The sequence below is a fragment of the Flavobacterium sp. CAU 1735 genome (genome assembly GCF_039888695.1).
Classification (GTDB): domain Bacteria; phylum Bacteroidota; class Bacteroidia; order Flavobacteriales; family Flavobacteriaceae; genus Flavobacterium.
The window spans coordinates 134,400-152,818 of the sequence record NZ_JBDQQQ010000005.1 but is presented as its reverse complement, the minus strand read 5'-3'; the positions used below and the strand labels follow the sequence as shown (position 1 = coordinate 152,818).

General features: G+C 37.0%; 32 protein-coding genes. 31 read left to right on the top strand and 1 reads right to left on the bottom strand.

Annotated elements, in window-relative coordinates:
* Nucleotides 1–49: 49 nt before the first annotated feature.
* Nucleotides 50–1,714, bottom strand: a complete 1,665-nt coding sequence (locus AAFN64_RS12715; protein WP_347760690.1) for a hypothetical protein — start codon at nucleotides 1,712–1,714, stop codon at nucleotides 50–52.
* Nucleotides 1,715–1,893: 179 nt separating this feature from the next.
* Between AAFN64_RS12715 and rpsL the strand changes: the two genes are divergently transcribed.
* The 31 genes from rpsL to AAFN64_RS12560 all read left to right on the top strand — a co-directional run bounded on the left by rpsL (nucleotide 1,894) and on the right by AAFN64_RS12560 (nucleotide 18,404).
* Nucleotides 1,894–2,274, top strand: coding sequence for a 30S ribosomal protein S12 (gene rpsL, locus AAFN64_RS12710; protein ID WP_114757561.1), 381 nt, complete (start codon nucleotides 1,894–1,896; stop codon nucleotides 2,272–2,274).
* A gap of 26 nt (nucleotides 2,275–2,300) precedes the next feature.
* Nucleotides 2,301–2,777: a 30S ribosomal protein S7 gene (gene rpsG, locus AAFN64_RS12705; RefSeq protein ID WP_136403042.1), complete on the top strand. Its 477-nt coding sequence runs from the start codon at nucleotides 2,301–2,303 to the stop codon at nucleotides 2,775–2,777.
* Nucleotides 2,778–2,796: 19 nt separating this feature from the next.
* Nucleotides 2,797–4,932 (top strand): elongation factor G, encoded by a 2,136-nt coding sequence (gene fusA, locus AAFN64_RS12700; RefSeq protein ID WP_347760689.1) that lies wholly within the window; start codon nucleotides 2,797–2,799, stop codon nucleotides 4,930–4,932.
* 11 nt (nucleotides 4,933–4,943) lie between these two features.
* A complete protein-coding gene (rpsJ, locus tag AAFN64_RS12695; protein ID WP_136403044.1) occupies nucleotides 4,944–5,249 on the top strand; it encodes a 30S ribosomal protein S10 in 306 nt (101 codons plus the stop codon).
* 116 nt (nucleotides 5,250–5,365) lie between these two features.
* Entirely contained in the window at nucleotides 5,366–5,983 is a 618-nt protein-coding gene (gene rplC / locus AAFN64_RS12690) for a 50S ribosomal protein L3 (RefSeq protein ID WP_347068221.1), read from the top strand.
* Nucleotides 5,983–6,612: a 50S ribosomal protein L4 gene (gene rplD, locus AAFN64_RS12685; protein ID WP_136403046.1), complete on the top strand. Its 630-nt coding sequence runs from the start codon at nucleotides 5,983–5,985 to the stop codon at nucleotides 6,610–6,612. The genes rplC and rplD overlap by 1 nt, the downstream gene beginning before the upstream one ends.
* Nucleotides 6,613–6,619: 7 nt before the next feature.
* Nucleotides 6,620–6,910, top strand: coding sequence for a 50S ribosomal protein L23 (gene rplW, locus AAFN64_RS12680; RefSeq protein ID WP_136403047.1), 291 nt, complete (start codon nucleotides 6,620–6,622; stop codon nucleotides 6,908–6,910).
* A 6-nt stretch (nucleotides 6,911–6,916) separates the two neighbouring features.
* On the top strand, nucleotides 6,917–7,741 hold the full coding sequence (gene rplB / locus AAFN64_RS12675; RefSeq protein ID WP_347760688.1) for a 50S ribosomal protein L2: 825 nt from the start codon (nucleotides 6,917–6,919) through the stop codon (nucleotides 7,739–7,741).
* Nucleotides 7,742–7,751: 10 nt separating this feature from the next.
* Complete coding sequence (gene rpsS / locus AAFN64_RS12670; protein WP_014085019.1) at nucleotides 7,752–8,030, top strand: 30S ribosomal protein S19; 279 nt, start codon at nucleotides 7,752–7,754, stop codon at nucleotides 8,028–8,030.
* Between the two features lie 9 nt (nucleotides 8,031–8,039).
* Nucleotides 8,040–8,450, top strand: a complete 411-nt coding sequence (rplV, locus tag AAFN64_RS12665) for a 50S ribosomal protein L22 (protein ID WP_136403049.1) — start codon at nucleotides 8,040–8,042, stop codon at nucleotides 8,448–8,450.
* A 5-nt stretch (nucleotides 8,451–8,455) separates the two neighbouring features.
* Nucleotides 8,456–9,187, top strand: coding sequence for a 30S ribosomal protein S3 (gene rpsC / locus AAFN64_RS12660; RefSeq protein ID WP_136403050.1), 732 nt, complete (start codon nucleotides 8,456–8,458; stop codon nucleotides 9,185–9,187).
* An 18-nt stretch (nucleotides 9,188–9,205) separates the two neighbouring features.
* The gene (gene rplP, locus AAFN64_RS12655) at nucleotides 9,206–9,625 is read left to right on the top strand and encodes a 50S ribosomal protein L16 (RefSeq protein ID WP_136403051.1); all 420 of its coding nucleotides are present in this window, start codon (nucleotides 9,206–9,208) and stop codon (nucleotides 9,623–9,625) included.
* A gap of 12 nt (nucleotides 9,626–9,637) precedes the next feature.
* Nucleotides 9,638–9,829: a 50S ribosomal protein L29 gene (rpmC, locus tag AAFN64_RS12650; RefSeq protein WP_347760687.1), complete on the top strand. Its 192-nt coding sequence runs from the start codon at nucleotides 9,638–9,640 to the stop codon at nucleotides 9,827–9,829.
* Between the two features lie 17 nt (nucleotides 9,830–9,846).
* A complete protein-coding gene (gene rpsQ, locus AAFN64_RS12645) occupies nucleotides 9,847–10,104 on the top strand; it encodes a 30S ribosomal protein S17 (protein WP_136403053.1) in 258 nt (85 codons plus the stop codon).
* Nucleotides 10,105–10,106: 2 nt separating this feature from the next.
* Nucleotides 10,107–10,475 carry a 50S ribosomal protein L14 gene (gene rplN, locus AAFN64_RS12640; protein WP_007803649.1) on the top strand — a complete coding sequence of 123 codons (369 nt, stop codon included), beginning with the start codon at nucleotides 10,107–10,109 and terminating at the stop codon, nucleotides 10,473–10,475.
* A gap of 12 nt (nucleotides 10,476–10,487) precedes the next feature.
* Nucleotides 10,488–10,802 (top strand): 50S ribosomal protein L24, encoded by a 315-nt coding sequence (rplX, locus tag AAFN64_RS12635; RefSeq protein WP_136403054.1) that lies wholly within the window; start codon nucleotides 10,488–10,490, stop codon nucleotides 10,800–10,802.
* A gap of 2 nt (nucleotides 10,803–10,804) precedes the next feature.
* The gene (gene rplE, locus AAFN64_RS12630) at nucleotides 10,805–11,356 is read left to right on the top strand and encodes a 50S ribosomal protein L5 (protein ID WP_300492176.1); all 552 of its coding nucleotides are present in this window, start codon (nucleotides 10,805–10,807) and stop codon (nucleotides 11,354–11,356) included.
* Between the two features lie 3 nt (nucleotides 11,357–11,359).
* On the top strand, nucleotides 11,360–11,629 hold the full coding sequence (gene rpsN, locus AAFN64_RS12625; RefSeq protein ID WP_177732466.1) for a 30S ribosomal protein S14: 270 nt from the start codon (nucleotides 11,360–11,362) through the stop codon (nucleotides 11,627–11,629).
* Between the two features lie 76 nt (nucleotides 11,630–11,705).
* Nucleotides 11,706–12,104 (top strand): 30S ribosomal protein S8, encoded by a 399-nt coding sequence (gene rpsH, locus AAFN64_RS12620; protein WP_136403057.1) that lies wholly within the window; start codon nucleotides 11,706–11,708, stop codon nucleotides 12,102–12,104.
* Nucleotides 12,105–12,119: 15 nt separating this feature from the next.
* Nucleotides 12,120–12,662 carry a 50S ribosomal protein L6 gene (gene rplF / locus AAFN64_RS12615; protein ID WP_347760686.1) on the top strand — a complete coding sequence of 181 codons (543 nt, stop codon included), beginning with the start codon at nucleotides 12,120–12,122 and terminating at the stop codon, nucleotides 12,660–12,662.
* A gap of 11 nt (nucleotides 12,663–12,673) precedes the next feature.
* Nucleotides 12,674–13,021: a 50S ribosomal protein L18 gene (gene rplR / locus AAFN64_RS12610; RefSeq protein ID WP_347760685.1), complete on the top strand. Its 348-nt coding sequence runs from the start codon at nucleotides 12,674–12,676 to the stop codon at nucleotides 13,019–13,021.
* A 5-nt stretch (nucleotides 13,022–13,026) separates the two neighbouring features.
* Nucleotides 13,027–13,551, top strand: a complete 525-nt coding sequence (gene rpsE, locus AAFN64_RS12605) for a 30S ribosomal protein S5 (RefSeq protein ID WP_347760684.1) — start codon at nucleotides 13,027–13,029, stop codon at nucleotides 13,549–13,551.
* A 12-nt stretch (nucleotides 13,552–13,563) separates the two neighbouring features.
* Nucleotides 13,564–13,746, top strand: coding sequence for a 50S ribosomal protein L30 (gene rpmD, locus AAFN64_RS12600; RefSeq protein ID WP_347760683.1), 183 nt, complete (start codon nucleotides 13,564–13,566; stop codon nucleotides 13,744–13,746).
* A gap of 14 nt (nucleotides 13,747–13,760) precedes the next feature.
* The gene (rplO, locus tag AAFN64_RS12595; protein ID WP_136403062.1) at nucleotides 13,761–14,213 is read left to right on the top strand and encodes a 50S ribosomal protein L15; all 453 of its coding nucleotides are present in this window, start codon (nucleotides 13,761–13,763) and stop codon (nucleotides 14,211–14,213) included.
* 13 nt (nucleotides 14,214–14,226) lie between these two features.
* Nucleotides 14,227–15,573: a preprotein translocase subunit SecY gene (secY, locus tag AAFN64_RS12590; protein ID WP_136403063.1), complete on the top strand. Its 1,347-nt coding sequence runs from the start codon at nucleotides 14,227–14,229 to the stop codon at nucleotides 15,571–15,573.
* Nucleotides 15,574–15,578: 5 nt separating this feature from the next.
* The gene (infA, locus tag AAFN64_RS12585; protein WP_007136545.1) at nucleotides 15,579–15,794 is read left to right on the top strand and encodes a translation initiation factor IF-1; all 216 of its coding nucleotides are present in this window, start codon (nucleotides 15,579–15,581) and stop codon (nucleotides 15,792–15,794) included.
* Between the two features lie 11 nt (nucleotides 15,795–15,805).
* Nucleotides 15,806–15,922 carry a type B 50S ribosomal protein L36 gene (ykgO, locus tag AAFN64_RS12580; RefSeq protein WP_002987490.1) on the top strand — a complete coding sequence of 39 codons (117 nt, stop codon included), beginning with the start codon at nucleotides 15,806–15,808 and terminating at the stop codon, nucleotides 15,920–15,922.
* Between the two features lie 2 nt (nucleotides 15,923–15,924).
* On the top strand, nucleotides 15,925–16,299 hold the full coding sequence (gene rpsM / locus AAFN64_RS12575; RefSeq protein WP_136403064.1) for a 30S ribosomal protein S13: 375 nt from the start codon (nucleotides 15,925–15,927) through the stop codon (nucleotides 16,297–16,299).
* A gap of 11 nt (nucleotides 16,300–16,310) precedes the next feature.
* Nucleotides 16,311–16,694 (top strand): 30S ribosomal protein S11, encoded by a 384-nt coding sequence (gene rpsK / locus AAFN64_RS12570; protein WP_136403065.1) that lies wholly within the window; start codon nucleotides 16,311–16,313, stop codon nucleotides 16,692–16,694.
* 86 nt (nucleotides 16,695–16,780) lie between these two features.
* Nucleotides 16,781–17,386, top strand: a complete 606-nt coding sequence (rpsD, locus tag AAFN64_RS12565; RefSeq protein WP_136403066.1) for a 30S ribosomal protein S4 — start codon at nucleotides 16,781–16,783, stop codon at nucleotides 17,384–17,386.
* Between the two features lie 25 nt (nucleotides 17,387–17,411).
* Nucleotides 17,412–18,404 (top strand): DNA-directed RNA polymerase subunit alpha, encoded by a 993-nt coding sequence (locus AAFN64_RS12560; RefSeq protein ID WP_136403067.1) that lies wholly within the window; start codon nucleotides 17,412–17,414, stop codon nucleotides 18,402–18,404.
* Nucleotides 18,405–18,419 lie beyond the last annotated feature (15 nt).

Here is an 18,419-nt window from a genome sequence, read left to right as displayed (position 1 = left end):
AAATTTCTTAAAAAAATCACAACAAACCAAGGAAAGTGTAAAAAAAATGCTAAAATTTTGTTTTAAAGCTAATGTGAATTATTGAGTTGGAAAGCTGTATTTCGTTATTTTTCGCGCTTCCATTGGCATAAATTATGTTAAAAAGTCCTGTCTTTGTTAATAATCCGAAGCCAAAGCCCAATCCAAGCAAATTATCTTTAAGGTTTGTGATTTTATCTTCAAAATAAGCAAAATCAGTTATAGAATGAACATAAATATTGGAGGCAAGTACGTAACGGTATTCGATAAGTAAACTGGAATACAAACTCGCTTGTAAACTATTTTCGTTAAAACCACGTATCGAATTGATACCGCCAAAGCGAAACAGTTCATTAATTATATAATGATCACTTTGGAGATAGAAGGTTTGGTTGCGGATATTGAAAATGTTACGCCTGTTGAGGTAGATGTTATGAGAAGCGTTGAGTTGGGCGTAATACTGGTCGTTGTTTTCGGCTTTTGTTTTTCGGCTACCGATTCCGGCTCTGAGGAAAAGGCTGGTTTTTTCCGGAAACAGAAAGTCTTCCGGATTGTATTGCGCATATTCGTAGGTTCCGGTTACGAAAGAGTTGTTGTAATTGCTAAGACTGTTGGAGTTGGCTTTTTGAATGTCGACCGACTCGGTTTCCTGATAACCCAAAAATACTTTGGAGTTATAATTAAAGTAATATCCCAGATTGATGTCGGATGAGGTGTTCTGAAACGTGCTGTCCTGTTTAAAGATTTTCAGGCTTCCCTTTATTCCTAGTGGACTTTTAAACAGGTAGGGGATTTCGGCACCTATAGTAAAGGTGGTTTGTTCTTTTCCGTCGTTTTTCCAGTACAAGTTGAATTTTTCCCCGGCATTTAAGATATTGTTTAAAAGCAGGTCGAGGTAACCGTTAAACTTTACGGAGCCGCTATCGTCGTTGGAAAAACCAACAAACCCATCAAAGCGATTCGGTCGCGCTTTTTCTAGATATACATATACTTTGGTGCTATCGGTGGTAAATAGGATTTCCGGATATTTGATTTGATTGACGAAAGGCAACGCGTTAAAGTTGCTGTGGATCTGTTTGAGGTTGTCTTGGTTAAAGATGCGTTTTCGGTTTTGACGGACGATGTTTCTGCGGATGCCTTCCGGGAATTTTGGATAACCAGCAATGATGATATCGTCCAGAATGCGTTTTTTTTCGGTGTCGATTTTTAATTCGGCATATAAGGTGTTTTGGTGTTTTTTATGGTTGATCAGTTGGATGCTGCTCAAAGAATATCCTTTTTTTTCAAGTAGGTGGATGGATGTGTTCATAAAATCTTCCACTCCGGACAGTGGAATGATAAGTGTGTCCTTATTTAAGTTGAGTAAATCGCGAACGGCCGCAGTATTATTTTTGGTATATATATGGATGCGATTGGTTTTTTTGCCCAGCTCGTACCGGAAAAGAAATGTGCTGTCGTTTACTTTTTTTTGATTCAGCAAACTATTTTCGAGGTAGCCAATCTTTACAAGTGTATTGGAGAAATTGTGGCTCTCGTCGAGGATTGATTTGATGTTGCTGTGTTTTGATTGGTAACCGATACTATCGATCAACATGCTTTGTGTAGCGGAGTTGCCTTCGATTTTTAAATAGAGGTTCTGGGTCTTTCCCGATAGCGAAAGTAGCAGGAAAAGGGTAAGTAAAAATAGCTTTTTCAAAGACTAAATTGTTTTGGTAAAAATAACGCAAAATTTACAAAAAAGTATGCAGAAGTTATTTGTTGATTAATGTGGTTGAAAATTAATGATTTATGATTTGATTTGTTGAAAATAATTTCTACATTTGCAACCCCGTAAAAAGCGGGAATTTAATAACGTTAGAAATTTTATTAAACATTATGCCAACAATTCAACAATTAGTAAGAACAGGGAGAGCCCAGATAACTAAGAAGAGTAAATCGGCTGCTTTAGATTCTTGTCCTCAAAGAAGAGGGGTTTGTACGCGTGTTTACACTACTACACCAAAGAAACCAAACTCTGCAATGCGTAAAGTTGCGCGTGTACGTTTGACAAATGGTAATGAAGTGAATGCTTACATCCCAGGAGAAGGACACAATCTACAAGAGCACTCGATAGTATTAGTTAGAGGTGGAAGGGTAAAAGATTTACCAGGAGTTAGATACCACATCGTTCGTGGTGCTTTGGATACTGCCGGAGTTAACGGTAGAACTCAAAGAAGATCTAAGTATGGTGCTAAACGCCCTAAAGACAAAAAGTAATTTTTAAAAACTTTTAAAGAAAAGACATGAGAAAAAGACAGGCCAAAAAAAGACCTCTTTTACCAGATCCGAAATTTAACGACCAGTTAGTAACGCGTTTTGTGAATAACTTAATGTGGGATGGTAAAAAATCGACTGCTTTCAAAGTATTCTATGATGCTTTAGAGATCGTTGAGACTAAAAAGCAAGATGCAGAAAAATCCTCTTTGGAAATCTGGAAAGATGCATTAACTAATGTTATGCCTCACGTTGAAGTTCGTTCTCGTCGTGTAGGAGGAGCTACTTTCCAAATCCCAATGCAGATTCGTCCGGACAGAAAAATCTCTATGGCGATGAAATGGATGATTCTTTACGCTAGAAAAAGAAATGAGAAATCTATGGCAGGGAAACTTGCTTCTGAAATCTTAGCTGCTGCAAAAGAAGAAGGTGCTGCTGTTAAGAAAAGAATGGATACTCACAAAATGGCGGAAGCGAACAAAGCATTCTCTCACTTTAGATTTTAATTCATAAGAAACATTAGAAATGGCTAGAGATTTAAAATATACTAGAAATATCGGGATTGCTGCTCACATTGATGCGGGTAAAACTACAACAACAGAGCGTATTTTATTTTATACCGGGAAAACACACAAAATTGGTGAAGTACACGAAGGTGCTGCAACAATGGACTGGATGGAGCAAGAAGCGGAAAGAGGTATTACAATTACTTCTGCAGCTACAACTTGTACCTGGAATTTCCCAACTGAGCAAGGTAAAGCTATTGCTGATACTAAAGATTACCACTTTAACATTATCGATACCCCGGGTCACGTTGACTTTACAGTAGAGGTAAACCGTTCCCTACGTGTATTGGACGGATTGGTATTCTTATTCTCTGCAGTAGACGGAGTTGAGCCTCAGTCTGAAACAAACTGGAGACTTGCTGATAACTATAAAGTTCCACGTATGGGATTTGTTAACAAGATGGACCGTCAAGGTTCAAACTTCTTAGCAGTTTGTCAACAAGTAAAAGATATGTTGAAATCGAATGCAGTGCCATTGGTATTGCCAATCGGTGATGAAGCAGATTTTAGAGGAGTAGTAGACTTGATCAAAAACCAGGCTATTGTTTGGCATGATGATACTCAGGGAGCTACTTTTGATATCGTTCCAATTCCGGAAGATATGGTTGCTGATGCGAAACAATACAGAGCTCAGTTAATCGAGGAAGTGGCTGCGTATGACGAAAACCTTTTAGAGAAATTCATGGAAGATGAAAGCTCTATTACTGAGGAAGAAATCAACAATGCATTAAGAAGAGCAACTATCGACATGGCGATTATCCCAATGTTGTGTGGTTCTTCATTCAAAAATAAAGGAGTTCAGTTTATGTTGGATTCAGTTTGTAAATTCTTGCCTTCTCCATTGGATAAAGAGGCTATCGAAGGTACAAATCCTGATACTGACGAGCCGATCTCTCGTAAACCATCCGTAAGTGAGCCATTTGCTGCTTTAGCATTTAAAATTGCTACTGACCCTTATGTAGGTCGTTTGGCATTCTTTAGAGCTTACTCTGGACGTTTAGATGCGGGTTCTTACGTATTGAACAACCGTTCTGGTAACAAAGAGCGTATCTCTCGTATTTACCAAATGCACGCGAACAAACAAAATCCAATCGAATATATTGAGGCTGGAGATATCGGAGCTGCTGTAGGATTTAAAGATATCAAGACTGGAGATACATTATCTGATGAGAAACATCCGATTGTATTAGAGTCTATGGTATTCCCTGATCCGGTAATTGGTATCGCTGTTGAGCCAAAAACTAAAGCTGACGTTGATAAAATGGGTATGGCTTTAGCGAAATTGGCTGAAGAGGATCCAACGTTTACAGTTAGAACTGACCATGCTTCAGGACAAACGATTATCTCTGGTATGGGTGAGCTTCACTTAGATATCATTGTAGATCGTATGCGTCGTGAGTTTAAAGTTGAGGTAAACCAAGGTGAGCCACAAGTTGAGTACAAAGAGGCGTTTACAAGATCTGCACAACACAGAGAAACGTATAAAAAACAATCTGGTGGACGTGGTAAATTCGGTGATATCGTATTTAGAATCGAGCCTGCTGATGAAGTTGATGGAAAAGTGCCTGTAGGATTACAATTCGTTAACGAAGTTAAAGGTGGTAACGTTCCTAAAGAATATATCCCTGCTGTTGAAAAAGGATTTAGAGAGGCTATGAAGTCGGGTCCTTTAGCTGGATATGAAGTAGATAGTTTAAAAGTTACTTTATTGGATGGATCTTTCCACCCTGTGGATTCCGATGCGCTTTCATTCGAATTGGCTGCTAAAATGGGATATAAAGAGTCTGCTAAAGCGGCAGGTGCTGTAATCCTTGAGCCAATCATGAAGTTAGAGGTATTGACTCCGGAAGAAAACATGGGTGACATCGTTGGGGATTTGAACCGTCGTAGAGGTCAGATCAACAACATGGACGATAGAAATGGTGCTAAAGTTGTTAAAGCTAGTGTGCCACTTTCTGAAATGTTCGGATATGTTACTACATTAAGAACATTATCTTCTGGTAGAGCAACATCTACAATGGAATTCTCACACTATGCTGAGACACCAAGCAACATCTCTGATGATGTAATCAAAAAAGCAAAAGGTAACGCTTAATTTTTAGGAAAATGAGTCAAAAAATCAGAATAAAATTAAAGTCTTACGATCACAACTTAGTAGATAAATCTGCTGAGAAAATCGTAAAAACTGTAAAAAGTACAGGAGCTGTGGTAACTGGTCCAATTCCGTTGCCTACGCACAAAAAGATTTTCACTGTGTTACGTTCTCCACACGTAAACAAAAAATCAAGAGAGCAATTCGAAGTTAGTTCATACAAAAGATTATTAGATATCTATTCTTCATCTTCTAAAACAATTGACGCTCTAATGAAATTAGAGTTACCAAGCGGAGTTGAGGTAGAAATCAAAGTGTGATAAAACTCGCATTTTAAAGTATTTAAGCATTAAGTTTTTTTATTTAAAACTTAATGCTTACTTTTGCGCACTCTAAAAATAAAAATATTCAATAAGTAATTAATAATTAGTTTTATATGTCTGGGTTAATTGGTAGAAAAATCGGCATGACTAGTATCTTCGACGAGAACGGGAAAAATATTCCTTGTACAGTTATCGAAGCTGGTCCATGCGTTGTTACCCAAGTCAGAACCAATGAGGTTGACGGGTATGAAGCGTTACAACTTGGTTTCGATGACAAAACAGAAAAACACGCTACTAAAGCTGAGCTAGGTCACTTTAAAAAAGCGGGAACTGTTGCGAAAAAGAAAGTCGTTGAATTCCAGGATTTTGTAACGGAGCACAAATTAGGTGATGTGATCACTGTTGATGTGTTCAACGAAGGTGAGTTTGTGGACGTGGTAGGCGTTTCAAAAGGTAAAGGTTTCCAAGGGGTTGTTAAACGTCACGGTTTTGGTGGTGTTGGACAAGCTACACATGGTCAGCACAACCGTTTGAGAGCACCAGGTTCTGTTGGAGCATCATCTTATCCATCTAGAGTATTCAAAGGAATGCGTATGGCTGGAAGAACAGGAGGAGAAAATGTAACAGTTCAAAACCTTAGAGTTTTAAAAGTAGTTGCTGAAAAGAACTTACTTTTAGTTAAAGGAGCTATTCCTGGACACAAAAACTCTTACGTAATCATTCAAAAGTAATGGAAGTAAAAGTATTAGATATCAACGGAAAAGATACAGGTCGTAAAGTACAACTTGCTGACTCTGTATTCGCAATTGAGCCTAATAACCATGCGGTATATCTTGATGTTAAACAATATTTAGCAAATCAAAGACAAGGTACTCACAAAGCTAAAGAAAGAGCTGAAGTAACCGGAAGTACTCGTAAGGTTAAAAAACAAAAAGGAACTGGTACTGCTCGTGCGGGAAGTGTTAAGTCTCCTTTGTTCAAAGGTGGAGGTACAGTTTTCGGTCCTAGACAAAGAAGCTACTCTTTTAAATTGAACAAAACTTTAAAGAGATTAGCACGTAAATCGGCTTTCTCAATTAAAGCAAGTGAGTCAAATTTAGTAGTTCTTGAAGACTTTACTTTTGAAACACCAAACACTAAAAATTTCATTAACGTATTGAAAGCTTTAGGGTTAGAAAACAAAAAATCTTTATTTGTGTTGGGTGAATCAAATAAAAATGTATATTTGTCGTCACGCAATTTAAAGGCTTCTACTGTTGTAACTACTTCAGAATTAAGTACTTATGCTATTTTAAATGCAAATAGTTTAGTGCTTTTAGAAGGTTCATTAGAAGGAATTGAAGAAAATTTAAGCAAATAATAGGGCTATGAGTATCATAATTAAACCTATCATTACTGAAAAAATTACCAAAGACGGAGAAGTTTTCAACCGCTTTGGTTTCGTTGTTGATAAAAAAGCGAACAAAATTCAAATCAAAAATGCTGTTGAAGCGGCTTATGGAGTGAATGTGGTTGCTGTAAATACAATGAATTACAGAGCTGATAGAACGGTTAAATACACTAAGAGTGGTTTAATCAGTGGAAAGACTAATGCTTACAAAAAAGCAGTAGTTCAAGTACAAGAAGGAGAAACAATAGATTTTTATAATAATATCTAATAGAAAATGTCAGTTAGAAAATTAAAACCTATTACCCCGGGTCAGCGTTTTAGAGTTGTGAATAGCTTTGACACTATTACAACTGATAAGCCGGAGCGTTCTTTGATCGCACCGAAAAAAAACTCTGGAGGTAGAAATAGTCAAGGAAAGATGACCATGCGCTACACAGGTGGTGGTCACAAACAAAAGTATCGTATCATCGATTTCAAAAGAACTAAAGTAGGAATTCCTGCAACAGTTAAGACAATCGAGTATGATCCGAATCGTTCAGCGTTTATTTCGTTATTGTACTATGCAGATGGTGCTAAAACGTATATCATCGCTCAAAATGGTTTACAAGTAGGACAAACTGTAGTTTCTGGTCCTGAAGCGGCTCCAGAAATTGGTAATACTTTGCCTTTAAGCAAAATTCCTCTAGGAACTGTTATTTCTTGTATTGAGTTAAGACCAGGACAAGGTGCGGTTATCGCTCGTTCGGCTGGTACTTTTGCTCAGTTAATGGCGAGAGACGGTAAATATGCGACAATCAAAATGCCTTCAGGAGAAACAAGATTAATCTTGTTAACTTGTTCTGCAACAATTGGAGCAGTATCTAACTCAGACCACCAATTGATCGTTTCTGGTAAAGCTGGTAGATCAAGATGGTTAGGTAGAAGACCGAGAACTAGACCGGTAGCTATGAACCCAGTAGATCACCCAATGGGTGGTGGAGAAGGACGTTCTTCTGGAGGACATCCACGTTCAAGAAAAGGTTTACCTGCTAAAGGTTATAGAACTCGTTCTAAAGTTAACCCGAGTAATAAGTATATCGTAGAACGTAGAAAGAAATAATAAGTAAGACATGGCACGTTCATTAAAAAAAGGACCTTTTGTACACTATAAATTAGATAAAAAAGTTCAGGAAAATATCGAAAAAGGTAATAAAGGAGTAGTAAAGACTTGGTCTAGAGCTTCTATGATTACTCCGGATTTTGTTGGACAAACTATCGCAGTTCACAACGGTCGTCAATTTGTACCTGTTTACGTAACAGAAAACATGGTAGGTCATAAATTAGGAGAGTTTTCGCCAACAAGATCTTTTAGAGGTCATGCTGGAGCTAAAAATAAAGGTAAAAAATAATAAGAAGCTATGGGAGTTCGTAAAAGAGAAAGAGCCGAGCAGATTAAAGAAGCTAATAAGCAAATCGCATTTGCTAAGCTAAATAACTGCCCTACTTCACCTAGAAAAATGCGCTTAGTGGCAGATTTAGTTAGAGGTCAGAAGGTAGAAAAAGCTCTTAATATATTAAGATTTAGTTCAAAAGAAGCTTCTCGTAAATTAGAGAAACTGTTGTTATCAGCTATCGCTAACTGGCAAGCTAAAAACGCAGACGCTAATATGGAAGAAGCTGGCTTATTTGTAAAAGAGATCCGTGTTGATGGTGGTATGATGTTGAAAAGACTTCGTCCAGCTCCACAAGGTCGCGCGCACAGAATCAGAAAACGTTCTAACCACGTTACAATCGTGATTGGAGATATTAATAACACACAAAGCAATTAATAAAGATGGGACAAAAGACAAATCCAATCGGAAATCGCCTTGGTATCATCAGAGGATGGGATTCTAACTGGTATGGTGGAAATGACTACGGTGATAAACTTGCCGAAGACCACAAAATCAGAAAGTATATACATGCTCGTTTATCAAAAGCTAGTGTATCAAAAGTAATCATCGAGAGAACTTTAAAACTTGTAACCGTTACTATCACTACTGCTAGACCTGGTATCATTATCGGAAAAGGTGGACAAGAGGTAGACAAGTTAAAAGAAGAACTTAAGAAAATTACAGACAAAGAGGTTCAAATCAACATCTTTGAAATTAAAAGACCAGAACTTGACGCTTACTTAGTAGGTACAAGTATCGCGCGTCAGATCGAAAGTCGTATTTCGTACAGACGTGCTATCAAAATGGCTATTGCTGCTGCTATGCGTATGAACGCTGAAGGTATCAAAGTTATGATCTCTGGTCGTTTGAACGGTGCTGAAATGGCACGTTCAGAAATGTTCAAAGAAGGACGTATTCCTCTATCAACTTTCAGAGCTGACATCGATTACTCACTTGCTGAAGCACATACTACTTACGGTAGAATGGGAATCAAAGTGTGGATCATGAAAGGTGAAGTTTACGGTAAGAGAGATCTTTCTCCGTTAGTAGGTATGGACAAAAAACAGTCTAAACCTTCAGGATCTTCTCCTGCAAAAGGAAATGGTAGACCAAACCAACGCAAAAGAAAGTAATTTTTAAACTAAAGAAAAATGTTACAGCCTAAAAGAACAAAATACCGTAAGGTACAGAAGGGTAAAATGAAAGGCATTTCTCAAAGAGGACATGAACTTTCTAATGGAATGTTTGGTATTAAATCTTTAGATTCAACTTTCATTACTTCTCGTCAAATCGAAGCAGCTCGTATTGCTGCAACGCGTTACATGAAAAGAGAAGGTCAGTTGTGGATTAAAATTTTCCCAGACAAACCTATCACCAAGAAACCTCTTGAAGTACGTATGGGTAAAGGTAAAGGTGCAGTTGAATATTGGGCTGCAGTTGTGAAACCTGGAAGAATTATGTTTGAAGTTGGAGGAGTTCCTCTTTCTGTTGCAAAAGAGGCTTTACGTCTTGCTGCACAAAAACTTCCTGTTAAAACTAAGTTTATCGTTGCTAGAGATTTCGAAGCATAATCAATTTTTATTATGAAACAATCAGAAATTAAAAATCTATCTGCAGCTGAGTTACAAGGACAACTTAGTCAGTTAAAGAAGACATATGCCGACCTAAAAACAGCTCACGCTATTTCTCCAATTGAAAATCCATTACAATTAAGAGTTGTAAGAAGATCAATTGCTAGAGTAGCGACTGAGTTAAGCAAAAGAGAGTTACAATAATTGTATTCTGCTGAAAGATGGAAAAAAGAAATTTAAGAAAAGAAAGAATTGGTGTTGTTACTAGTAACAAAATGGAAAAATCTATTGTTGTTTCTGAAACAAGAAAAGTAAAACACCCATTATATGGTAAGTTCGTGTTAAAAACGAAAAAATACGTTGCACACGACGAAACAAACGATTGCAACATTGGAGATACTGTTCGAATCATGGAGACTCGTCCGTTAAGTAAATCTAAATGTTGGAGATTAGTTGAAATCATTGAAAGAGCGAAATAATTATGGTACAACAGGAATCTAGATTAAAAGTAGCAGATAACACGGGAGCTAAAGAAGTTTTAACTATCCGTGTTTTAGGAGGAACGAAACGTCGTTATGCCTCTGTTGGAGATAAAATTGTAGTGTCTATCAAAGACGCAACACCAAACGGAAACGTGAAAAAAGGTGCTGTATCCACTGCAGTTGTTGTACGTACCAAAAAAGAAGTGCGAAGAGCCGATGGTTCATACATCAGATTTGACGATAACGCTTGCGTATTGTTAAATGCTGCTGGTGAAATGAGAGGTACTCGTGTTTTTGGTCCGGTAGCCAGAGAACTTCGTGAAAAACAATTCATGAAAATTGTATCATTAGCACCAGAAGTGCTTTAATTCGTTGTAAAGATGATGAAGCTAAAAATAAAATCAGGAGATATCGTAAAAGTAATCGCCGGTGACCATAAAGGTGCTGAAGGTAAAGTTTTACGTGTACTTCGCGAGAAAAACAAAGCGATTATTGAAGGTGTTAACATGGTGTCGAAACATACGAAACCAAGTGCTAAAAACCCTCAAGGTGGTATCGTTAAAAAAGAAGCTCCTATTCATATCTCTAACATCGCTTTAATCGATCCTAAAACTAAGTCTGCGACTAAAGTTGGGGTAAAAGTTGAAGGAGATAAGAAAGTGAGAATTTCTAAAAAATCTAATCAAGTATTGTAGTGATGGCTTATATACCTAGACTAAAAGAAGAATATAAGAGTCGCGTTATCGCAGCTCTTACAGAAGAATACGGTTACAAAAACGTAATGATGGTTCCTAAACTTGAAAAAATCGTTGTAAGCCGTGGTGTTGGAGCAGCTGTATCAGATAAGAAATTAGTAGATCATGCTGTTGAGGAGCTAACAAAAATTACGGGTCAGAAAGCAGTTTCTACCATTTCTAAAAAAGACGTTGCTTCTTTCAAATTAAGAAAAGGAATGCCAATTGGTGCTAAAGTAACTTTACGTGGAGAAAGAATGTATGAATTCCTTGATCGTTTGATCACTTCTGCATTACCACGTGTAAGAGATTTCGGCGGTATCAAAGCAACCGGATTCGATGGTAGAGGTAATTACAACTTAGGTGTTTTGGAACAAATCATTTTCCCAGAAATTGATATTGATAAAGTAAACAAAATTGCCGGATTTGATATTACTTTCGTAACTTCGGCGTCGACAGACAAAGAAGCGAAGTCATTGTTAACACAATTAGGATTACCTTTTAAAAAGAATTAAGTTATGGCTAAAGAATCAATGAAAGCCCGCGAGGTGAAAAGACAAGCTTTGGTAGACAAGTATGCTGAAAAAAGAAAGGCTTTATTAGAAGCTGGAGATTATGAAGGCCTACAAAAATTACCAAAAAATGCTTCTCCTGTACGTCTACACAACCGTTGTAAATTAACAGGAAGACCAAGAGGGTATATGCGTCAATTCGGTATTTCACGTGTAACTTTCCGTGAAATGGCTAACAATGGATTGATCCCAGGGGTTAGAAAAGCTAGCTGGTAATATAAAAGAATTATAAATTGATTAAAGGTTCGGTAAATGAAAATTTACCGAAAACCATAATCGCAAATTAATAAACATGTATACAGATCCTATCGCAGATTTCTTAACAAGAATCAGAAATGCCGTAAGAGCAAACCACAAAGTTGTGGAAATCCCGGCTTCTAACATGAAAAAAGAAATCACAAAAATTTTATTCGATCAAGGATATATTTTAAGTTACAAATTTGAAGACAGTACTGTTCAAGGTACTATCAAAATTGCTCTTAAGTACGACAAAGAGACTAAAGAGGCTGTAATTAAAGATATCCAAAGAATTAGTAAACCAGGTTTACGTAAGTACGCAGGTGCTGCCAAACTACCTAGAATCTTGAATGGTTTAGGTATCGCTATCGTTTCTACATCTAAAGGTCTTATGACTGGGAAACAAGCGAAACAATTGAATGTTGGTGGTGAAGTTATTTGTTACGTATACTAATAAAAAGACTAAGCAATGTCAAGAATAGGAAAAAGTCCAATTGCAATTCCAGCTGGAGTAACTGTAGAGGTTAAAGATGCTGTAGTTACAGTAAAAGGAAAATTAGGAGAACTTTCTCAAGAGTTTTCAGATGTGTCTGTTAAAATTGAGGAAGGACAAGTAATCGTAGAAAGATCTTCTGATGCTAAAGATCAAAGATCAAAACACGGTTTATACAGAGCTTTAATCAATAACATGATTGTTGGTGTAGCGGAAGGTTTTACTAAAGAATTAGAATTAGTTGGAGTAGGATACAGAGCTTCTAACCAAGGTCAAAAATTGGATGTCGCTTTAGGTTTTTCGCACAACATCGTTCTTGAAGTTGTTTCAGAAGTAAAAGTTGAAACAGTTTCTGAGAAAGGTAAAAACCCAATCATTAAGTTAGCTTCACATGATAAACAACTTTTAGGGCAAGTAGCGGCTAAAATCCGTTCTTTCCGTAAGCCGGAACCTTACAAAGGAAAAGGTGTGAAGTTTGTAGGTGAAGTATTAAGAAGAAAAGCAGGTAAATCAGCTTAAAAATTAAGACTATGTCATTAACAAAATCTGAAAGAAGACAAAGAATCAAGTTCAGAATCAGAAAGATTGTAAGCGGAACTGCTGCGAAACCAAGACTTTCTGTTTTTAGATCGAATAAAGAAATCTATGCGCAAATCATAGATGACGTAAATGGTGTGACACTAGCTGCCGCTTCTTCAAGAGAAGCTGGTGCAACGGGAACAAAAATCGAAATTGCTGCTGCTGTAGGTAAGTTAATTGCTGAAAGAGGTAAAAATGCAGGTGTAGAGATTGTTTCTTTTGACAGAGGTGGTTATTTATATCACGGAAGAGTTAAATCATTGGCAGACGGCGCTAGAGAAGCTGGACTTAAATTCTAAGAATTATGTATCATAATTATAAAAACGTAGAACTAGTAAAACCAAGTGGTCTTGAATTAAAAGACCGTTTGGTAAGTGTTAATCGTGTTACTAAAGTTACAAAAGGTGGTAGAGCTTTCGGTTTTTCTGCTATTGTAGTAGTAGGAGACGAAAGCGGTGTAGTAGGTCATGGTCTTGGAAAGTCTAAGGATGTGTCTGAAGCTATTGCAAAAGCAGTAGAAGATGCTAAAAAGAACTTAGTACGTATCCCATTGGTTGGACACACTATCCCTCACGAGCAAAAAGGTAAATTTGGTGGAGCACGTGTATTTTTGATGCCTGCTTCTCACGGTACCGGAGTAATTGCCGGTGGTTCTGTGAGAGCCGTTGTGGAGTCTTTAGGGATCCACGATGTATTATCAAAATCACAAGGTTCATCAAACCCACACAATGTTGTTAAAGCTACTTTTGATGCTTTATTACAAATGAGAAGTGCACACACTGTTGCAAAACAAAGAGGTGTATCTTTAGAAAAAGTATTCAAAGGTTAATTCAAGGAAATTATGGCGAAAATATTAGTAAAACAAGTTAAAAGTCAAATCAATTGTCCTCTTATTCAAAAGAGAACTCTTGAAGCTTTAGGTCTTAGAAGACTAGGACAAGTTGTTGCACACGATGCAAATCCTGCTATCCTTGGAATGGTAAATAAAGTTAAACACTTAGTTTCTGTTGAAGAAACTAACTAATAACAATAACAGTTATGAATTTAAGTAACTTACAGCCAGCTGAAGGTTCAGTACACAACCAAAATAAAAGATTAGGTAGAGGAGAAGGTTCTGGTAAAGGTGGTACCGCTGCACGTGGACACAAAGGAGCTAAGTCTCGTTCTGGTTATTCTAAGAAAATTGGTTTCGAAGGAGGGCAAATGCCTTTACAAAGACGTGTACCTAAGTTTGGTTTCAAAAACATAAACAGAGTAGAATATCAAGGTATCAATTTGGATACACTTCAGTTATTAGTTGATAACGGAGTGGTAACCGATACAGTTGATTTCGCTGTTTTAGTAGACAATCGTTTAGCAACAAAAAATAGCTTAGTAAAGATTTTAGGAAGAGGAGAGCTTAAAGCAAAACTAAAAGTAACTGCTCACAAATTTACTGCTACTGCAAAAGCGGCTATCGAAGCTGCAGGAGGAGAAGCCGTAACTTTATAATCTTTATAGACAGATGAAGAAATTTATAGAATCATTAGTAAATGTTTGGAAAATTGAGGAATTAAAAAATAAAATTTTAATTACTCTTGGGTTATTATTAGTTTACCGTTTAGGTGCTCAGGTGACCCTTCCAGGTATTGATGCTACTAAATTGCAAAGTTTATCTAGTCAAACAGATCAAGGTATTGGTTGGTTAATCAATGTATTTACAGGTGGTGCGTTCTCGCAGGCATCTGTATTTGCATTGGGTATCATGCCGTATATTTCAGCGTCGATTGTAGTTCAGTTAATGGGAATTGCGATTCCTTATTTACAGAAACTACAAAAAGACGGTGAAAGCGGAAGACGTAAAATCAACCAAATCACTAGATGGTTAACTATTGGTATTACCCTATTGCAAGGTCCAGGTTATATTTATAACTTGTATAAACAATTGCCTGCAGATGCCTTTTTATTAGGATTTAGTTCATTCTCATTCTTATTCTCATCTGTAATCATTCTAGTTACAGGTACGATTTTTGCAATGTGGTTAGGTGAAAAAATTACTGATAAAGGTATCGGAAATGGTATTTCGTTGTTGATCATGGTAGGAATTCTTGCCCGTTTGCCGCAGGCTTTCATTCAGGAGTTCTCTTCCCGTGTAACAGAAAACAACGGAGGACCTATGCTTATCGTTTTAGAAGTAATCATTTGGTTGTTAATCATTATTGCTTGTATTCTATTAACCATGGCAGTTAGAAAAATCCCGGTTCAGTATGCACGTCGTACAACCGCCGGAGATTTCGAACAGGATATGATGGGTGGTAACAGACAATGGATCCCGCTTAAGCTTAATGCTTCTGGGGTGATGCCGATTATCTTCGCTCAGGCAATCATGTTTATCCCTGCTGCTGTTGCTGGTTTATCGACATCTGATACAGCACAAACTATTACAACTAGCTTCCAGAATATCTTCGGATGGCAGTATAATTTAGTTTTTGCTTTATTAATCATTATTTTTACTTACTTTTACACCGCAATTACAGTACCTACAAATAAAATGGCTGACGACTTAAAGCGTAGTGGAGGTTTTATCCCGGGAATTCGTCCTGGTGTTGAGACTGGTGACTACCTGGATAAAATCATGTCGTTGATCACTTTCCCTGGTTCGTTATTCTTAGCATTGATCGCTGTGTTCCCAGCTATCGCGGTAAGTTTACTTGGCGTTCAACAGGGGTGGGCTATGTTTTATGGCGGAACATCGTTGCTAATTATGGTGGGAGTTGCAATTGATACTATTCAACAAATAAATTCTTATTTATTGAATAAGCATTACGACGGTTTGATGAAAAGTGGTAAAAATAGAAAAGCAGTAGCTTAATTTTTATGGCAAAACAATCAGCAATAGAACAAGACGGATCAATCATTGAAGCATTATCAAATGCTATGTTCCGCGTAGAATTAGAAAACGGACACATTGTAATTGCTCATATCTCTGGTAAAATGCGTATGCATTATATCAAATTATTACCTGGTGATAAAGTGAAGTTAGAGATGAGCCCTTACGATTTGTCTAAAGCAAGAATTACTTATAGATACTAAAGGCTATTAAAATGAAAGTAAGAGCATCAGTTAAAAAAAGAAGTGCCGAGTGCATTATTGTGCGTAGAAAAGGAAGATTATACGTTATTAATAAAAAGAATCCTAGATTTAAACAAAGACAAGGATAGTTATGGCAAGAATTGCAGGGGTAGATATACCTAAAAATAAAAGAGGAATCATCGCGCTAACCTATATCTTCGGAATTGGGGACAGCAGAGCGAAAGAGATTTTAGCTAAAGCTAACGTAAGCGAAGATAAAAAAGTTCAAGATTGGAATGACGACGAAATCGGAGCAATCCGTGAAGCAGTGTCTTATTTCAAAATTGAGGGAGAATTACGTTCTGAAATTTCATTAAACATCAAACGTTTAATGGATATCGGATGTTACAGAGGAATTCGTCATAGAGCTGGACTTCCATTAAGAGGTCAGAGAACTAAAAACAACTCTAGAACAAGAAAAGGTAAAAGAAAAACTGTTGCTAACAAGAAAAAAGCAACTAAATAATAAGTAGTAGTATGGCTAAGGCAAATACAAAAAAGCGTAAAGTTATCGTTGAATCAACAGGCGAGGCTCATATTAATGCAACTTTTAACAACATCATCATCTCGTTAACTAACAAGAAAGGTGAAGTTATTTCTTGGTCTTCAGCGGGTAAAATGGGTTTCAGAGGTTCTAAAAAGAATACTCCTTATGCAGCTCAAATGGCAGCAGAAGATTGTAGCAAAGTTGCTTTAGAAGCAGGACTTAAAAAAGTAAAAGTTTACGTTAAAGGTCCTGGAAATGGTAGAGAATCTGCTATCAGATCTCTTCACAATGGAGGAATTGAAGTTACCGAAATCATCGACGTAACTCCAATGCCACACAACGGATGTCGCCCTCCAAAAAGAAGAAGAGTTTAATTTTTTATAGTATAACCTAAGGTAGGAACAAGATTATCGGAGGAAAGACCTGAATTCATAATCCCTACCTTTTTTAATTTTTAGCAATGGCAAGATATACTGGTCCACAAACTAAAATCGCTCGTAAATTTGGTGAAGCGATCTTCGGAGATGATAAATCTTTCGAAAAAAGAAATTACCCTCCAGGGCAACACGGTTTAGCGAAAAAAAGAGGTAAAAAATCCGAGTACGCTATCCAGTTGATGGAGAAACAAAAAGCGAAGTACACGTATGGAATTTTAGAGCGTCAGTTCCGTAACTTATTCGAAAAAGCAGCTGCTTCTAGAGGAGTAACGGGTGAAGTGTTAATCCAATTATGTGAAGCAAGATTAGATAACGTTGTATACAGAATGGGTATCGCTCCTTCTCGTCGTGCTGCGCGTCAAATCGTTTCACACCGTCACATCACTGTAAACGGTGAAGTGGTAAATATCCCTTCTTATCACCTAAAACCAGGTGACAAAGTTGCTGTTCGTGAAAAATCAAAATCTCTTGAGGCTATCGAACGTTCGTTATCTAATTCTAGCACTGTTTACGAATGGATTACTTGGAATAATGATACTAAAGAAGGTACTTTCGTTTCTGTACCGGCAAGAATCCAAGTTCCAGAAAACATTAAGGAACAGTTAATCGTAGAGTTGTACAACAAATAATAATTAGACATCAGTCGAAATAAATATGGCAATATTTAATTTTCAAAAGCCCGATAAAGTTATCATGATCGATTCAACCGATTTTGAAGGTAAATTTGAATTCAGACCTTTAGAACCGGGATATGGATTGACTGTTGGTAACGCATTAAGACGTGTTTTGCTTTCTTCTTTGGAAGGATATGCAATCACTTCGGTTCGTATTGAAGGCGTGGATCACGAATTCTCTACTATCTCCGGTGTGGTTGAAGATGTTACAGAAATCATCCTGAACTTGAAACAAGTACGTTTCAAACGTCAGATCGAAGATATCGATAATGAATCTGTTTCTATCTCATTTTCTGGTAAAGAGCAACTTACGGCCGGTGATTTTCAAAAATTTATCTCTGGCTTCCAAGTGCTTAACCCGGATTTGATTATCTGCAACCTTGATAGCAAAATTACCATTAACATGGAATTATCTATCGAAAAAGGTCGTGGTTATGTTCCTGCTGAAGAAAACAAAAAACCAAATGCACCTATAGGAACTATTTTTACAGATTCTATTTACACTCCAGTAAAGAATGTAAAATATTCAATAGAAAACTTCCGTGTGGAGCAAAAAACTGACTATGAAAAATTAGTTTTTGAGATCATTACTGATGGTTCTATTCACCCTAAAGATGCCTTAACAGAAGCAGCTAAAACGTTGATTCATCACTTTATGTTGTTCTCTGACGAAAGAATTACACTTGAGGCTGATGAAATTGCTCAGACAGAATCGTACGACGAAGAATCATTACATATGAGACAATTGCTTAAAACTAAGCTTGTCGATATGGATCTTTCTGTTAGAGCACTAAATTGTTTAAAAGCGGCTGAAGTTGATACACTAGGCGATTTAGTATCATTTAATAAAAATGATCTGATGAAGTTCCGTAACTTCGGTAAGAAATCATTAACAGAACTTGACGAATTAGTTGCTGTTAAAGGGCTTACTTTCGGAATGGATCTGACTAAATATAAATTAGATAAAGAATAATCTAGTCCGCCCTAA